Origin of the sequence: Rugamonas fusca (genome assembly GCF_014042365.1) — a bacterium.
GTDB classification, from domain to species: Bacteria; Pseudomonadota; Gammaproteobacteria; order Burkholderiales; family Burkholderiaceae_D; genus Rugamonas; species Rugamonas fusca.
This window is the reverse complement of record NZ_JACEZS010000001.1, coordinates 429,476-444,893: the sequence shown is the minus strand read 5'-3', so window position 1 is coordinate 444,893 and position 15,418 is coordinate 429,476. Positions and strand designations below refer to the sequence as shown.

The window sequence follows — 15,418 nt, the reverse complement described above, 5'->3', positions numbered from 1 at the left end:
AACTGAAGGTTGCGTTGCGCAGTCGTTAAGAATGAGCATGGATAATAGCCGCTCACATCAACCTTGCCGCGACCAGAACCGGGAAAGCACACATGCCGTCCGCCGCACCACAACGCCAGGATAGTCCGCAGTCTGTCGAGCCGGCGCCGCGCGCCGCGCCGCAACGGGTGCTCGCGCTGGACACTTTCCGGGGCCTGACCATCCTGTTCATGATCTTCGTGAACGCCGTGGCCGGCGTGCCGGGCGTGCCGGCATGGCTGGAACACGCACCGCCCGGCGTCGATGGCATGACCGTGGCCGATGTCGTCTTTCCCGCGTTCCTGTTCATCGTCGGCATGTCGATCCCGTTCGCCATGGCACGGCGCAGCGCGGCGGGCGACAGCCGATGGCAACTGGCGCGGCACGTCGCGGCGCGCACGACAGGCTTGCTGGTGCTGGGGGTCTTCATGGTCAACGCGGAGAGCGGCTACAACGAAGCGGCCATGGGCATGTCTATCCATCTCTGGTCGCTGGCGGCGTACGGCGGCGCGCTGCTGGTCTGGCATGGCCAGAGCTTCAGCCGGCGCGAAGCCGGCACCGCACTACGAGTGCTGGGGGCCCTGGTGTTGTTGGTTCTCGGCCTGCTCTACCGGGGCGGTGCCAGCGGCGTGGACAGGCTGGCGCCCCAATGGTGGGGCATACTGGGCTTGATCGGTTGGGCCTACCTGGTCGCAAGCGTGATCTACATGCTCGCTGGCGACCGTCCGATGATGCTGGCCGGTGCGCTGGCCGGCTGCATTGCGTTCTACTGCGCGGCGCAAGCGGGCGCGCCTGGTGTGCTGGCCGGGCAGGCGGGCAACGCCGTCCATGCGGCCATCGTCTTGAGCGGGGTGCTCACGGCTCGCATCTTCCCTGGCGGCGCAGCGCGCCAGGATACGCGCCCCCGCTACCTTATGGCGCTGCTGCTGACCGCCGGCCTGTTGGCGGCCGGCTGCGCGCTGCGGCCCTATTTCCACATCTCGAAGATCGCAGCCACGCCTAGCTGGGCCTTGTACAGCGCCGCCATCTGCGTGGCCGCCTTCGGCTGGCTGTACTGGCTGGTGGACCTGCGCGGCATAGCCCGCTGGACCGCCCCGCTCCTGCCGGCCGCTGCCAACCCGCTGTTGGCCTACGTCGTGCCTTACATCGTCTATGCCTTGACGCGCTACCTGCACGTGACGTTGCCAGCGAAGCTCACCGCGGGCGCGCCCGGCATGGTGGCGGCGCTGGCTTATGCCTGCGCGGTCGTGGCCTCGGTCCCGCTGCTGAACCGCATGCACATCACGCTGCGCCTTTAACCTTCTCTACACCTGTGCCAACCATGCCGCCCACCTCCCGCATCTCCTCCATCGACGCCCTGCGGGGCCTGACCGTCGCCGCCATGCTGCTGGTGAACGACGCCGGCGACTGGTCCCATGTCTATCCGTGGCTGGAACACGCCGAATGGCATGGCGCCACGCCGGCCGATTTCATTTTCCCTTTCTTCCTGCTGATCGTCGGTATCTCGATCCAGCTGGCACTGGGGGCGAAGATCGATGCGCGGGCGCCGGCCGCGCCCATGGCGCGTGCGGTCCTGGTCCGCGGCGCGCGCATCTTTTTGCTCGGCCTTGCCTTGCATGGCGCGGCCGCCCTGCTGCTGCATGGCAGGGACTTTCGCTTGCTGGGGGTACTGCAAAGGATAGGTATCTGTTTCGCCGGGGCCGGCCTGCTCGCCATTTATGTGCCCAGGGCGCGAACCCAGTGGGCCATCATCGCTGGCATCCTGGCCGGCTATTGGGCGCTGCTTTGGGCGGGCGGGGCGCTGGCGCCCGACCTGAACCTGGTGGACCGCGTGGACACAGCCCTACTGGGCCGACTGGCCTATCAATTCAATCCGGCCACCGGACTGGCCCACGATCCGGAAGGCGTGCTCAGTACCCTGCCGGCGCTGGCCACTGTTATGCTGGGCATGCGCGCGGGCGCTTGGCTGCGGGCACGGGATCTGCGCGCGCTGCTGTGGGGCGGACTGGTGACGCTGGCCGTGGGCGGCCTGTGGTCGCTAGTCCTGCCATTGAACAAGCAGCTGTGGACGTCCTCGTTCGTATTGTGGATGGGCGGGCTGGGCATGCTGGCCGTGGCGCTGGCCCATAGTCTGATCGACCGTCAGGGCTGGCCTGACCTGGGCCGCTGCCTGGGCATCAACGCCATCGCCGCCTATGCGGGCGCGTGGCTGGCCACCTGCCTGTTGGAGGGCAGCGGCGCCATGGCCCCACTGTACGACCGCCTGTTCCGCGCGCCGCTCACTCCGTTGATGGGGCCATTCCTGCCGTCGCTGCTGTTCGCGGCCGTCTTCACCGGCCTGTTCTGGCTGGCCATGCACGGTTTCGAACGGCGCGGCTGGCGCATCACAGTCTAGTATCGCGGCCGAGGGACGGCGGATGGCGGAGGACCGGCATGCCCGGCACCCGCCATCCGCAGCCATCCGCTAGTTCCTGCGGCTTGCCTCGTACAGCGGCGTCACCTTGGGCATCAGTGCGCTCAAGTCGGCGATGCGCGTCTCATTGGACGGATGGGTGGACAGGAACTCGGCCGGCTGCTTGCCATTGCTGGCCGCGCTCATCTTCTTCCAGACGGTGATGGCGGCATTCGGGTTGTAGCCGGCGCGGGCCGCCAGTTCCAGCCCCATGCCATCGGCCTCCGATTCGTTCTGGCGCGAATTGGGCAGCTCGTACAGGTAATGCGCCACCTGGTTGGCGGCCTCGATCTGGGCCGCGCTGCCCGGTGCGGCCGTCAGCGCGACCTGGGTCAGCGCGTTCTGGGCGTAAGCCTTGGACACCTGCTCGCGGCCATGTTCGCGTAGCGCATGGGCGATCTCATGCCCCATGATGACGGCGATTTCATCGTCATTGAGTTTGAGCTGGCGCAGCAAGCCCGTGTAGAACGTGATCTTGCCTCCGGGTGCGCAGGAGGCGTTGAGAATGGGCGCGTCGATCAGCGTCACTTGCCAGCTCCACTTCACGGCATCGTCGCGGAACACCCCGACCTGCTTTTCCAACTGGCCGGCCACACGCTTGAGCCGTTCCAGTTCCGGCCCGCTGGCGACCAGGCGGCCGGCGGCCTTGGCCTTCTGGTTTTGCTGCGTGTAGTTGACGAGCGCCATGCGTTCGACCGTATCGGCCGACACGAGCAGCAGTTGTTGGCGCTGGACGCCAACCACGCCCGGCTTGGTGGTGCTGGCGCAGGCGCTGAGCAGGATGGCGGCGGCGACGGCGGCGAGTTGTAGATGGCGGCGCAGGTGCGATAGTTTCATGGCGGTGTCTCCGAAGGAAGGAGATCATATTTTCTGCCTGGAAATTTAAAACCATCTAACGCAGATCAACCCTGGCGCGCGCCAACCACGCCGGTGTGTGATCTTTCCCCAATTGGCTATAATTTGCCGCATCCCGCCAATTGGACGAAAGTTTGACGATGATCCTTACCCCCGGCCTTCGTGCCTGCCGCCTCGCCTGCGCCGCCGTGCTGCTGGCAGGTGCCCTGCCCGTCCACGCGGACGATCTGTTCACGACGATCGAGAACAAGCCGCTCAGTGAAGTGTGGCTCAATCCCGGCTTCTACTCCTACCACTTCCAGCGCGACAAGCACCTGAACGACCGCAATCCTGGCATAGGCGCGGAATACCGCTTTTCGACTGTCGCTTCCGTGACGGCTGGCCGCTTCTACAACAGCGACCGTCTCTACTCGAATTATGCGGGCATCTACTACCAGCCGTTCGCGCTTGGCCCGGTGCGGCTGGGCGCCGTGGCCGGCGGCTTCAACGGCTATCCCAATATGCGTAGTGGCGGCTGGTTCCTGGCCGCCATCCCCACCCTGAGCGCCGAATACAAGAGCGTGGGCGTGAACGTGGCGATTGTGCCGAGCTACAAGGATCGCCTGTATGGCGCCATCTCGGTCCAGCTCAAACTGAAAGTGTTCGAGTAACGGCGGGCGGCGGGGCGCGACATCCCACGCCCCGCCTTCTGCATCGCTCAGTGCCGGGCGCGCGATGACACAGCCACCTGCTCCAGGATGTGCGGCGGCACGGCCGCGTAGTGCTGGAACTCCATCGTGTACGTGGCCCGGCCCTGCGTGAGTGAACGCAGCGTGGTCGAATAGCCGAACATCTCGGCCAGCGGCACCAGCGCGCGGATGATCTTGCCGCCACCGCCAGGGATTTCGTCCATGCCCTGCACCATGCCCCGCCGCGCCGTCAAATCGCCCATGGCGTTGCCCATGAATTCCTCCGGCGTTTCCACCTCCACGTGCATCATCGGTTCCAGCAGGATGGGGTCGGCCCGCTTCATGCCATCCTTGAAGGCGATCGAGCCTGCCATGCGGAAGGCGTTCTCGTTCGAGTCCACGTCGTGGTAGGAGCCGAATGTCAGCGTCACCTTCACGTCCACCACCGGGTAGCCGGCCAGCACGCCGTTCTGCAGCGTCTCCTGCACCCCCTTGTCGACGGCCGGGATGAATTCGCGCGGCACCACGCCACCCTTGATCGCGTCCACGAATTCGTAGCCCTTGCCGGACGGGAGCGGTTCCAGCGACAGCACCACGTGGCCGTACTGGCCCCGGCCACCGGACTGTTTGATGAACTTGCCCTCGATGTCCTGCACCGCCTTGCGTATGGTCTCCCGGTAGGCCACCTGCGGCTTGCCCACGGTTGCCTCCACGCCGAACTCGCGGCGCATGCGATCGACCAGGATTTCCAGGTGCAGTTCGCCCATACCGGACATGATGGTCTGGCCCGATTCCTCGTCCGTGCGTACGCGGAAGGACGGGTCTTCCTGCGCCAGCCGGCTCAGGGCGATGCCCATCTTTTCCTGGTCGGCCTTGGTCTTCGGCTCCACGGCCTGCGAGATCACGGGCTCGGGGAAGGACATCTTTTCCAGTACGATGATGTGATCGGGCGCGCACAAGGTGTCGCCGGTCGTCACCGACTTCAGGCCCACAGCCGCCGCGATATCACCCGCATACACTTCCTTGATCTCCTTGCGCTCGTTGGCGTGCATCTGCAGGATGCGGCCCAGCCGTTCGCGCTGGCTCTTGGTGGGGTTGTACACGGTGTCGCCCGAATTGACCACGCCGGAATAGACCCGAAAGAACGTCAGCTGCCCCACGAAGGGATCGGTCATGATCTTGAACGCGAGCGCGGAGAACGGATCGGCGTCCGACGGATGGCGTTCGATCAGGTTGTCATGCACGTCATGGCCCGCGATGGCCGGCACGTCCAGCGGCGAAGGCAGGTATTCGACCACCGCGTCCAGCATGGCCTGCACGCCCCGGTTCTTGAAGGCGCTACCGGCCAGCATGGGGACGATCTCATTGCGGATGGTGCGCTGGCGCAGGCCGGACTTGATTTCCTCCTCCGTCAACGGCTCGCCGTTCAGGTATTTTTCGATCAGCTCGGGCGTCGCTTCGGCGGCCGCCTCCACCATCTTCTCGCGCCACTCGGCCGCCAATGCCTGCAGGTGGGCGGGAATGTCCTCGTAGGTGAACTTGACGCCCAGGCTGGCATCGTCCCAATTGATGGCGCGCATCTTGACCAGGTCCACCACGCCGTGGAAGTTGTCTTCCGCCCCCAGCGGGATCTGGATCGGCACGGCGACACCTTTCAGCCGGTCGGCGATCTGCTGGCGCACGCGGAAGAAGTCGGCCCCCACCCGGTCCATCTTGTTGACAAAGGCGATGCGCGGCACACCGTACTTGTTGGCCTGGCGCCAGACGGTCTCCGACTGCGGCTGCACGCCGCCCACGGCGTCGTACACCATGACGGCGCCGTCCAGCACGCGCATCGAGCGCTCCACCTCGATCGTAAAATCGACGTGGCCCGGCGTATCGATGATGTTGATGCGATGTTCAGGGAAATTGCCGGCCATGCCTTTCCAGAAGGCCGTCGTGGCGGCGGACGTGATGGTGATGCCCCGCTCCTGCTCCTGCTCCATCCAGTCCATCGTCGCGGCACCTTCATGGACCTCGCCGATCTTGTAGTTGACGCCCGTATAGAACAGGATGCGCTCGGTGGTGGTGGTCTTGCCGGCGTCGATGTGGGCGCTGATGCCGATATTGCGGTAACGCTCGATAGGTGTCTTGCGGGTCATCACATTCTCCTTGAACGACGACTGCCGACGACGGCGAAGTCGTGCACAAATTCTAACAGCAATGGAGAACTGAAGTATGGTGCGCCGGCGCAATTTCAAGGCGCGGAGCACACGCGGCCGGCTAGCGTCCCGGCGCCCCGCGCAGCATGCGCGCTGGCAGCATGACGATGGCGCGCAACAACTCAAACACGGCGTCCACGCCGATGCCCACCAGCCGGAACGGCAGCATCAGCAGCCACACGATGGGATACAGGAACAGCGCCAGCAACGCCAGCGGCCAGCACAGCACCAGCAACACCAACCACAAGATAAAACTCAGCATGACGGCACTCCTTAAGCCTGGCCACAAGGTCGAGCCCTCACTGTATGCCGCTGGCAAGGCTTGGGCAAAGACCATGCGACCGGCAGCGGCCGGAAGCGATAAACGGTGGAAATCAACGGATAGACGGCGCAACGGCCGCACCAGCCACGACAGGCGCGCGCCGAGCCGCAGGGAGCCGCTTACTGGCCCACGCAAATGATCTTGGTGACGTAGTCGCGCGCGTTCGGCTTCTTCTTGGTCGCCCATTCGATGGCCTGGTTGGCCTCGGCGCGCGTCATCACGGTCGCCTTGTCCTTCGATTTGATGAACGACACGCCCTCGAATACCCCGGTCTTGCTGCGCATGACCTTGGCGAAAACGGGCGGCTTGGTTTCGCCATCGCTGACTTTGTTTTGCTGCACCAGGTAGCGCTGGTCGATTTTTTCCTGCTGTTCCATATTCATTCGTCTTGCATCTCAAGTGTGAAAGACGAAGTATAAGCCCGCGGCGCCTGCCGCGGGCGTTTCCCGGCGCTCAGGCGTAGGCTGGAACGAACTGGACCGGCTGGTGCGCCGCTTCGTACAGGATCTCGGCCTTCAGCGATGCCTGCAGCGATGGGATGGAACCGCCCGCACGATACTGGAAACTCACCTGCAGCACGTCGCCCTCGCTGGCGCGCACGGGGATGGCCAGCGGCAGGGTCATGTAGTGGTTGAGCCAGTCGATGGTGGTGGAACGCTCGCTGACAACGGCCAGGATGTTCTTGGTGACGAAGCGCATGGCGTTGATCTGGCCACCACGCTCGACAACGAATTTGCCCTGCCAGCTGTAGACCAGTTCATTGGGCTGGCTGAAATCGATGATGCTGTACACGGCCGGCTGCGCCATTTCCACGGTGCCGGGATGGATAGCCGTGGTTTCCTGGAACTGCACGATGGGGGCATAGAACCCTTCGAAATCATACTCTTGCTGCAAGGGCTGCACCGCCATGATCACCGCTTCCGGCAGGAATACGGGCAGCGGGCCGCCGAAACGGGCGGCATAGCGGCGCTTGAACGATTCAATCACTTCGACCTGTTTCTCGCGCAGCATGCCGACGTGGATCATCTCGCAGATCACCACGTCCACTGGTTCGGGCGGCAGGTATTCGAAAGCGTCCGCGTGGATCACCTCCACCTTGTGGCCATTGGCATTCAGCGCCAGCATCTTGCGCGCCTCCTTGACCATGTCCGGATTGAATTCGACACAATAGACCTTGTCGGCCTTGGCGGCGGCGAACCAGGACAGCACGCCCGTGCCGCCTCCCAGTTCCAGCACCTTGGCGCCGGGCTTGACCGCGTAGTCGATGGCCGACTTGAAACCATGCATGCGGTTTTGATCCATCAACATGTTGTGATGGTAGTGGACTGGAATGAACTGCCCCAGGTAGCAGCTTTCAATTTCGCGTTCGTTCAGCATGGTTGTCCCTTGTTGGATCGTATTGCAAATCGTCAATACGGCGGGACCATTATCGTCAAGCTTGCCGACTAGCCAAGCGGAGAGCTGGACAGGAATTACCCGCCAATTCCCCGTTTGTAAAATGAACTACACGCACAGCTTAACGTTTGGCGCGGCTGGCCAGGTGTTTGCGGATGGTTTCAGCGATCCAGGGCTTATCGGCCTTGGTGGCAAATTCCGCGGCCGTCTGGTGGTAGGCGCCATCTTTCAGCGTGGCATCGGCGCCCCGTTCCAGCAGCAGCTGGACGGCCGCTTCCTGGCCTTCACGGGCGGCCAGCATCAACGGCGTCAGGCCGCTCGGTGATGGGGCGTCGATCGCGGCGTGGCGCTCGAGCAGCAGGTTGATGATGTCGGTGCTGTTGGAGGCGGCGGCGTAATGCAGCGCCGTCCAGCCCGGCTGATTGACGGCCGCGCCCTTGCCCAGCAGCGTCAGCACGGCAGACTTGTTTTGGCGGAAGGCGGCCATCATCAACGCCGTATTGCCATTGGGCGCGCGCGCTTCGAGCTGGATGCCGGGCTGGGCCAGGAGCAGGTCAAACGTGTTCATCGCGCCGTAACGCATGGCGACGATCAGCCCCGTTTCGCCACGCTCCGGCTCGCGCACATTGGGGTCCAGGCCTTGGGACAATGCCCGCTTGATGGGGCCCACGTTGTCGAGTTGGATGGCGCGGAAGAAATCGACGGCGCGCGCATCCTCGGCGGCGAACGCGGCGGGGATGGTCAGCGATAAGGCCGCAGCGACCATCAACAGACGGCGTCTGGAGTTCAAAATTCCCATCAAAAGCTCATCGTACGATGTTGAAAAGATTGAAGAAATTGTCCGTGGTCTGCTGCGCCACCTGCTCCACCGGCAAGCCTTTGAGCCTGGCGATGAATTCACCGACATGGGCCACGAAGCCAGGTTCGTTCATCTTGCCACGATGCGGCACGGGGGCGAGGTAGGGCGAATCGGTTTCGATCAGGATACGCTCCAGCGGCACTTCCAGCGCCACAGCCTGCAATTCCTTGGCGCTCTTGAACGTCACGATGCCGGAGAAGGAAATGTAGAAGCCCATGTCGATGGCGGCGCGCGCCACCTCGAGCGACTCCGTGAAGCAGTGCATGACGCCGGCCACGCCACCTTTATCCGTGCCCGCGCCCTCCTCGCGCATGATGCGTATCGTATCCTCGCTGGCGGAGCGGGTATGGATAATCAAGGGCTTACGGGTGATTCTTGATGCTTTGATGTGGGTGCGGAAGCGCTCGCGCTGCCATTCGAGGTCGCCCGTCAGGCGGAAATAATCGAGGCCGGTCTCGCCGATGGCGATGATTTTCGGATGGTCGGCCAGCCGGACCAGCTCGTCCACGGTGGGCTCCGGCGTATCCTCGTAATCGGGATGCACGCCCACCGACGCGTAAATGTGGGGATATTGTTCGGCCAGGGCCAGCACCTGGGGGAAATCCGGCAAGTCGACCGACACGCACAGGGCGTGGCTGACCTTGTTTTCCGCCATCTTGGCGAGGATGTCAGGCATGCGAGCGGCCAGCTCGGGGAAATTGATATGGCAATGAGAATCGATATACATGGCGTGATTGTAACCCGCCAAGCCTGCCCCGGTCAGCCCGTTCCATCCACCCGCTTGCCAAGGATGACCAGGTCACGCTCCACGCCGTCCAGATTGGCCACGCGCGGCAGGTTGGCCCAGGTGTCGAAGCCATATTTGCGGAACAGGCCCAGGCTGGGCGCGTTGTGCCCGAAGATGAAGCCCAGCAAGGTGTGGACCTTGATGCTGGGCGCGTAGGCGATCGCCTGTTCCAGGCAGTAACGACCGACGCCCTTGCCCCGCCACGCTTCATCGATATAAATCGACACCTCCGCCGTGCCCGCGTACGCGGGGCGGCCGTAGAAATTCGAATACGAGATCCAGCCCAGGATGGCGGGACTGGCGCCGTCGTCATCGGCCGCCTCGATCACCCACAGCGGCCGCCGCTCGGGCGCATGCTCGTTGAACCAGTGCAGGCGCGATTCGACCGACACTGGCTCGGTATCGGCCGTCACTTCGCGCGAGGCGACGGTGCTGTTGTAGATGGCCACGATCGTGGGCAGGTCGGCCAGCGTGGCCAGGCGGTGACGGAAAGCGGACATGGAAACAAAGGGCAAATTAAAGCGTATGGGTGGCGCGCGACGAACGCAGGGCGGCGCCGAGGATTTCCTCGATGCGCAGGCGGGCCCTTTGGCCGCTCTCGTCATCGGGGAAATGCACGCCGATGCCTTGCGCCTTGTTGTTGTGGGCGCCCGGCGGCGTGATCCAGGCCACCTTGCCGGCGATCGGATATTTGTTGGGGTCGTCCATCAGGGCCAGGATCAGGTAGATCTCGTCGCCCAGCTTGTACGGTTTCTGGGTCGGCACGAACATGCCGCCATTTTTCAGGAACGGCATGTAGGCGGCGTACAAGGCCGCCTTTTCCTTGATCGCCAGCGACAAGACCGTGGGCCGTGCAACCGGCGCGGCGCTCGGATCGACAGGGTTAGCGCTCATGCGTTTCCTTTCAGGCACAGCATGCTGCGTAATCGAGCAGCATGTCTTCGATGAACAGCTTGGGCGACAGCGGGTGATCGGCCGTGGCCCGGCGCTCGTTGGCCGCCTTCAGCGCGGCCAGCAGGCGGCTGACGTGGATCCTGTCGGCCAGGCCCGCCAGTTCCTTGCGGTAGCGCGGATAGTAGCGGATATTCCCCGCCAGTTTGTAGGAAAACATGTCATAAAGCCAGCGCTGCATCCAAGAAACCTGGGCCGCGAGCGCCACTTTCTGCAATTTTTCGGCCGTTTTCAGCGCCCCTTCCACGCTGGGGCGGGCCAGCAGCTGCAGCAAGGTGTCCATGTCGTCGCGGTTGCCCGTCTCGGCCTGGGCCAGCGCGGCCAGCGGCGAACCGCCCTGCTCGCGCAGCCAGCTGTCGGCATCGGCCACGCCTTGCGCCTGCAGCCAGGCCAGCGCCTGGGCATGGGATGGCATGGGCAGCGCGAACTTGCGGCAGCGCGACAGGATGGTGGGCAGCAGCCGGTCCAGGCTGTTCGAGGCCAGCAGGAACACGGTGCCGGGTGGTGGTTCTTCCAGCGTTTTCAGCAGCGCGTTCGAGGCCGGCATGTTGAGCGCTTCGGCCGGGTACAGCACCACCACGCGCAAGCCCTGGCGGTGGGTGGAGATGTTCATGAAATCGGCCAGATTGCGGATCTGTTCGATTTTGATCTCTTTGGACGGTGCCTTGGATGACTTGGCCGACTTCTTCGCCTCGGCGTCGCCGCCCTCCTCGCCGTCGGCCGCCGGTTCATCTTCCAGTGCCTCGGGCCGCACACGGCGGTAGTCGGGGTGGTTTTGCTGCGAGAACCAGCCGCAGGACACGCACTGGCCGCAGGCATGGCCGTCTGGCAGCACGGCTTCGCACAGCAAACCCTGGGCAAAGCGCTCGATGAAGTCCGACTTGCCGATGCCGGCCGCGCCGTGGAACAGGATGGCGTGCGGCATGCGGGCGCGCAGCTGTTGGAGCTGGCGCCAGGCATCTTGCTGCCACGGGTAAATGGAATTGCTCATTGGTGGTATTTTGTTTTAAAACAACTGCTTATGCAATACTTTTAAAGTTACAACAGCGCATCAAGCAGGACCGCCAACTGATCTTGAATAGCGGCGATGGTCTGGGTCGAGTCGATCACGCGGAAGCGTTCAGGGAACTGGGCGGCCCGGCGCAGGTATTCATTGCGCGCGGCACTGAAAAAGTCCGCCTTTTCCTGTTCAAACTTGTCGAGCGCGCGGGTGGCGTCGAGCCGCGCGCGGGCCACTTCCAGCGGCACGTCGAACAGCAGGGTCAGATCCGGCTGCAGGTGGGGATGCACCCACTGCTCCAGCGCATCGAGCTTGTCGCGCGCGAGGCCGCGCCCGCCGCCCTGGTAGGCGAAACTGGCGTCCGTGAAGCGGTCGGAGATGACCCAGGCGCCACGGGCCAGTGCCGGTTCGATCACCTGGGCGAGGTGTTCGCGGCGGCTGGCGAACATCAGCAAGGCTTCCGTTTCCAGGTGCATTTTTTCATGCAGCACCAGTTCGCGCAGCTTCTCGCCCAATGGCGTGCCGCCCGGCTCGCGCGTGCTGACCAGCTCCTTGCCCTTGGTGCGCAGGTAGTCGGCCGTGAAGCCGATATGGGTGGATTTGCCAGCGCCGTCGATGCCTTCGAAACTGATGAATTTGCCGCGTTGTTGAGTCATGTAGCGATGCTGCCTATCGTTGATATTGGTTGACCGCCCGGTTGTGGTCGGTCAGGTTGTCGGAAAACTGGCTGGTACCGTTGCCGCGCGAGACAAAATACAGGGCCGGGCTTTTGGCCGGCGCCAGGGCGGCCGCCAGCGACTGCACGCCCGGCAAGGCGATCGGCGTGGGCGGCAGGCCAGCGCGCGTGTAGGTGTTGTACGGCGTGTCCGTCTCCAGGTCCTTCTTGCGGATCTTGCCATCGTACTTGTCGCCCATGCCGTAGATGACGGTGGGGTCGGTCTGCAGCAGCATGCCCAGCTTGAGGCGGTTCACGAACACGGCGGCGATCATGTTGCGCTCGGACTTTTGCCCCGTCTCCTTTTCCACGATGGAGGCCATGGTCAACGCCTCGTATGGCGTCTTGTATGGCAAGGCGGGATCGCGCTTGCTCCAGGCGTCACCCAGGCGCGCCAGCATGGCCGCGTGGGCTTGCTTGAATACCAGCAAGTCGCTGGAGCCTTTGGGGAACAAATAGGTATCGGGGAAGAACAGGCCTTCGGGGCGCTTGAAGTCGCTATCGATTTGCGCCATCAACGCCTGGTCCGACAGGTCGGCCGTATCGTGTTTCAAGCCCTTGCTGGCGGCCACGGCCTGGCGCATCTGGCGGAAGGTCCAGCCTTCGATGATGGTCAGCGCTTCCTGGGCGAACTCGCCCTTGACCAGTTGCTCCATCAGGCGCAAGGGCGTGGTGCCGGGTTTCAGCTCGTAGGCGCCCGCCTTCAGGCGCGCGCTGGAGGACGTGGCGCGCGCCAGCAAGTTGAACAGCAAGGGTTCCATGGGCACGCCGGCGTCGGCCATCTGCTGGCCAGCGGCATGGGCGCCGCTGCCGGGCGCGATGGTGAAGTCCACCGGCGGCGCGTCGTCCGGCGTGATGGGGTTTTGCGCCCACCACGCGAAATAGCCGCCCGCCGCCAGCGCGGCCAGCAAACCTAGGCTAATGAGTTTTTTAATGAGGGACATCATGGTCAAGTCTTAGGTTATATCTGCATAGTGGACCAGAATCGCCCGGCTTGCCAGCCTCACGGCACGCCAGATTTGCGCCACCTCCGGCGCGAAATTCGCGGGATCACTATAATGAGCCCGTAATGATAATGCTTTCATCGTCAAACTTCTGGAAATTATGAATACTTGGAATCAACTTTTAACCCAGCAAGGCGCGCGCGGTACGGAACAGGCCCCGGCGCAATTCCGTGATTTCGGCCGCACCTTGACGGCCGCCGAGCTGGCCAACGGCTTCGCCGCGCCGCTGACGGACCTGGGTTTGATTGCCCTGAACGGCGAGGAATCCGCTTCCTTCCTGCACAATCAGTTGACCAACGATGTCGAACACCTGGGCCTCGATACGGCCCGCCTGGCTGGCTACTGCACCCCCAAGGGCCGCTTGCTGGCCACTTTCCTTGTATGGCGTAACGCCGACACCGTCTTCCTGCAACTGCCGCGCGCCATCCAGCCCGCCCTGCAGAAGCGCCTGCAGATGTTCGTGCTGCGGGCCAAGACCAAACTGAGCGACGCGACCGAAGCGCCGGCCAACGCCGTGGTGCTGGGCGTGGGCGGCAAGCAGGCCGATGCCGTCCTGTCGACCTGGTTCGATGCCCTGCCCGCGCAAGCCTATGGCAAGCTCGATCACACCATGGGGACCCTGATCCGCGTGGCCGACGCGTTTGGCGCCCCGCGCTACCAGTGGCTCACCAGCGCCGAGACGGCCGCCGCCGTGTGGCCCGTGCTGTCGGCCCGGCTGGCCGTGGGCGGGAATGATGCGTGGCAACTGTCGTCCATCCACGCGGGCGTGCCGCTGGTGACCGCCGCCACCCAGGAGCAATTCGTGCCACAAATGGTCAATTTTGAACTGCTGGGCGGCGTCAACTTCAAGAAGGGGTGCTATCCGGGCCAGGAGATCGTCGCCCGCAGCCAGTATCTGGGCAAGCTCAAGCGGCGCACCACGCTCGTCGCCATTCCCGACATGCAGGCGGCCCCCGGCATGGAAGTATACGCCACCGCCGATCCCGAGCAGCCTTGCGGCATGATCGTCAACGCCGCCCCCAATGGCCTGGGCGGCGTGGATGCCCTGGTGGAAATGAAGCTGGACGCCATCGAACGGGCGTCCGTGCGGGTGGGTTCGGCTGAAGGTATCGCTTTACAATTTCTGCCCATGCCTTACGTGCTGGACCCGCTCGACCTCTGACATGCGCGATCTGTACATTTATTACCAGGTGCGGGAAGCGGACGCGCCTGCCCTGCTGCCCCGCGTGTCCGCCATGCAGGCAGCGCTGGCGCACCAGCAAGGCGTGGCCGGCCAGCTCAAGCGCCGGCCGGAAGCGCGCGACGGCTTGCAGACATGGATGGAAGTCTATCCGTCCACCGGCGAAGGATTCAGCGCAGCGCTGGCCGCGGCCGTGGAACAGGCAGGCGTGCCGGCGCTCATCGCCGGCGCGCGCCACGTTGAAGTGTTTATGGATATGGTCCCATGTGCCTGATCGTCTTCGCCTGGAAAGTGGTGCCCGCCGTGCCGCTGATCGCGGCCGCCAACCGCGATGAATTCTACGAACGGGCCACGGCGCCGGCCGGCGCCTGGCCCGAACATCCCCACGTCTATGGCGGGCGCGACCTGAAGGCCGGCGGCAGCTGGATGGGCATCGCCCAGTCGGGCCAGTCCGGGCAATCGCCGCGCTTCGCCGCCATCACCAACATCCGCTGCCCGTCGGAGCACCGCGATGACGCGCCCTCGCGCGGCCACCTGGTGTCCGATTACCTGGCCGGCAGCATGTCGCCGCAAGCGTACGTGGAAGCGATCCGGGGCGACTGCCACGCCTACAATGGTTTCAACCTGGTGTTGGGCGACCGCGATACCCTGATCTGGTTCTCCAACAAGGGCCAGGACGACCCGCGCAATGGCCAGCCGCTGGAACCGGGCATCTACGGCCTGTCCAACGCGCGGCTGGACGCGCCCTGGCCCAAGGTGCTGAAAACGAAGGCGCAGTTCGCCAGCCTGCTGTGCCTGGGCGCGCCCGACGAAGCGTTCTTTGAAATGCTGGCCGATACCACCCCGGCGCCCGACCAGCGGCTGCCGGAGACGGGCGTGCCGCTGGACCTGGAACGGGTGCTGTCGGCCGTGCGCATCGAAACGCCGGGCTATGGCACCCGCACCTCAACCGTCGTCAAGCTGTATGCCGACGCGCCGGCCGTACTGCACGAAGTGCTGATCCAGTAAGTC

General features: G+C 64.2%; 18 protein-coding genes. 6 read left to right on the top strand and 12 right to left on the bottom strand.

Annotation, left to right across the window (positions count from 1 at the left end; all coding sequences use genetic code 11):
• Nucleotides 1–92: 92 nt before the first annotated feature.
• Nucleotides 93–1,316 carry a DUF5009 domain-containing protein gene (locus H3H36_RS01860; RefSeq protein WP_182213327.1) on the top strand — a complete coding sequence of 408 codons (1,224 nt, stop codon included), beginning with the start codon at nucleotides 93–95 and terminating at the stop codon, nucleotides 1,314–1,316.
• A 23-nt stretch (nucleotides 1,317–1,339) separates the two neighbouring features.
• A complete protein-coding gene (locus H3H36_RS01855) occupies nucleotides 1,340–2,413 on the top strand; it encodes an acyltransferase family protein (protein ID WP_182213325.1) in 1,074 nt (357 codons plus the stop codon).
• Nucleotides 2,414–2,482: 69 nt separating this feature from the next.
• Here H3H36_RS01855 and H3H36_RS01850 read toward each other — a convergent pair whose 3' ends face one another.
• Entirely contained in the window at nucleotides 2,483–3,307 is an 825-nt protein-coding gene (locus H3H36_RS01850; RefSeq protein WP_182213323.1) for a M48 family metallopeptidase, read from the bottom strand.
• A 158-nt stretch (nucleotides 3,308–3,465) separates the two neighbouring features.
• Between H3H36_RS01850 and H3H36_RS01845 the strand changes: the two genes are divergently transcribed.
• On the top strand, nucleotides 3,466–3,975 hold the full coding sequence (locus H3H36_RS01845) for a hypothetical protein (protein WP_182213321.1): 510 nt from the start codon (nucleotides 3,466–3,468) through the stop codon (nucleotides 3,973–3,975).
• 47 nt (nucleotides 3,976–4,022) lie between these two features.
• On the opposite strand, the gene fusA is transcribed toward H3H36_RS01845, so the two are convergent.
• The 11 genes from fusA to mltG form a co-directional block, all read right to left on the bottom strand.
• The gene (fusA, locus tag H3H36_RS01840) at nucleotides 4,023–6,134 is read right to left on the bottom strand and encodes an elongation factor G (RefSeq protein ID WP_182213319.1); all 2,112 of its coding nucleotides are present in this window, start codon (nucleotides 6,132–6,134) and stop codon (nucleotides 4,023–4,025) included.
• A gap of 121 nt (nucleotides 6,135–6,255) precedes the next feature.
• Nucleotides 6,256–6,456 carry a hypothetical protein gene (locus H3H36_RS01835; RefSeq protein ID WP_182213317.1) on the bottom strand — a complete coding sequence of 67 codons (201 nt, stop codon included), beginning with the start codon at nucleotides 6,454–6,456 and terminating at the stop codon, nucleotides 6,256–6,258.
• Nucleotides 6,457–6,635: 179 nt separating this feature from the next.
• Complete coding sequence (locus H3H36_RS01830; RefSeq protein ID WP_229219657.1) at nucleotides 6,636–6,899, bottom strand: hypothetical protein; 264 nt, start codon at nucleotides 6,897–6,899, stop codon at nucleotides 6,636–6,638.
• 70 nt (nucleotides 6,900–6,969) lie between these two features.
• Nucleotides 6,970–7,893 (bottom strand): class I SAM-dependent methyltransferase, encoded by a 924-nt coding sequence (locus H3H36_RS01825; RefSeq protein WP_182213315.1) that lies wholly within the window; start codon nucleotides 7,891–7,893, stop codon nucleotides 6,970–6,972.
• 139 nt (nucleotides 7,894–8,032) lie between these two features.
• Nucleotides 8,033–8,710, bottom strand: a complete 678-nt coding sequence (locus H3H36_RS01820; protein ID WP_220459563.1) for an ankyrin repeat domain-containing protein — start codon at nucleotides 8,708–8,710, stop codon at nucleotides 8,033–8,035.
• Between the two features lie 7 nt (nucleotides 8,711–8,717).
• A complete protein-coding gene (locus tag H3H36_RS01815; RefSeq protein WP_182213313.1) occupies nucleotides 8,718–9,497 on the bottom strand; it encodes a TatD family hydrolase in 780 nt (259 codons plus the stop codon).
• A gap of 32 nt (nucleotides 9,498–9,529) precedes the next feature.
• Nucleotides 9,530–10,057, bottom strand: a complete 528-nt coding sequence (locus H3H36_RS01810; protein WP_182213311.1) for a GNAT family N-acetyltransferase — start codon at nucleotides 10,055–10,057, stop codon at nucleotides 9,530–9,532.
• A 16-nt stretch (nucleotides 10,058–10,073) separates the two neighbouring features.
• Nucleotides 10,074–10,451: a PilZ domain-containing protein gene (locus H3H36_RS01805; protein WP_182164529.1), complete on the bottom strand. Its 378-nt coding sequence runs from the start codon at nucleotides 10,449–10,451 to the stop codon at nucleotides 10,074–10,076.
• 10 nt (nucleotides 10,452–10,461) lie between these two features.
• The gene (locus H3H36_RS01800; RefSeq protein ID WP_182213308.1) at nucleotides 10,462–11,499 is read right to left on the bottom strand and encodes a DNA polymerase III subunit delta'; all 1,038 of its coding nucleotides are present in this window, start codon (nucleotides 11,497–11,499) and stop codon (nucleotides 10,462–10,464) included.
• 47 nt (nucleotides 11,500–11,546) lie between these two features.
• Nucleotides 11,547–12,164 (bottom strand): dTMP kinase, encoded by a 618-nt coding sequence (gene tmk, locus H3H36_RS01795; protein ID WP_182213306.1) that lies wholly within the window; start codon nucleotides 12,162–12,164, stop codon nucleotides 11,547–11,549.
• Nucleotides 12,165–12,177: 13 nt separating this feature from the next.
• Nucleotides 12,178–13,167 carry an endolytic transglycosylase MltG gene (mltG, locus tag H3H36_RS01790; RefSeq protein ID WP_182213962.1) on the bottom strand — a complete coding sequence of 330 codons (990 nt, stop codon included), beginning with the start codon at nucleotides 13,165–13,167 and terminating at the stop codon, nucleotides 12,178–12,180.
• A gap of 160 nt (nucleotides 13,168–13,327) precedes the next feature.
• On the opposite strand from mltG, the gene ygfZ reads away from it, so the two are divergent.
• The 3 genes from ygfZ to H3H36_RS01775 are packed head-to-tail and all read left to right on the top strand — an operon-like array spanning nucleotide 13,328 to nucleotide 15,415.
• Nucleotides 13,328–14,389: a CAF17-like 4Fe-4S cluster assembly/insertion protein YgfZ gene (gene ygfZ / locus H3H36_RS01785; protein ID WP_182213304.1), complete on the top strand. Its 1,062-nt coding sequence runs from the start codon at nucleotides 13,328–13,330 to the stop codon at nucleotides 14,387–14,389.
• Nucleotide 14,390: 1 nt separating this feature from the next.
• Entirely contained in the window at nucleotides 14,391–14,681 is a 291-nt protein-coding gene (locus H3H36_RS01780) for a DUF4936 family protein (RefSeq protein WP_182213302.1), read from the top strand.
• Entirely contained in the window at nucleotides 14,672–15,415 is a 744-nt protein-coding gene (locus H3H36_RS01775) for an NRDE family protein (protein ID WP_182213300.1), read from the top strand. The genes H3H36_RS01780 and H3H36_RS01775 overlap by 10 nt, the downstream gene beginning before the upstream one ends.
• Nucleotides 15,416–15,418 lie beyond the last annotated feature (3 nt).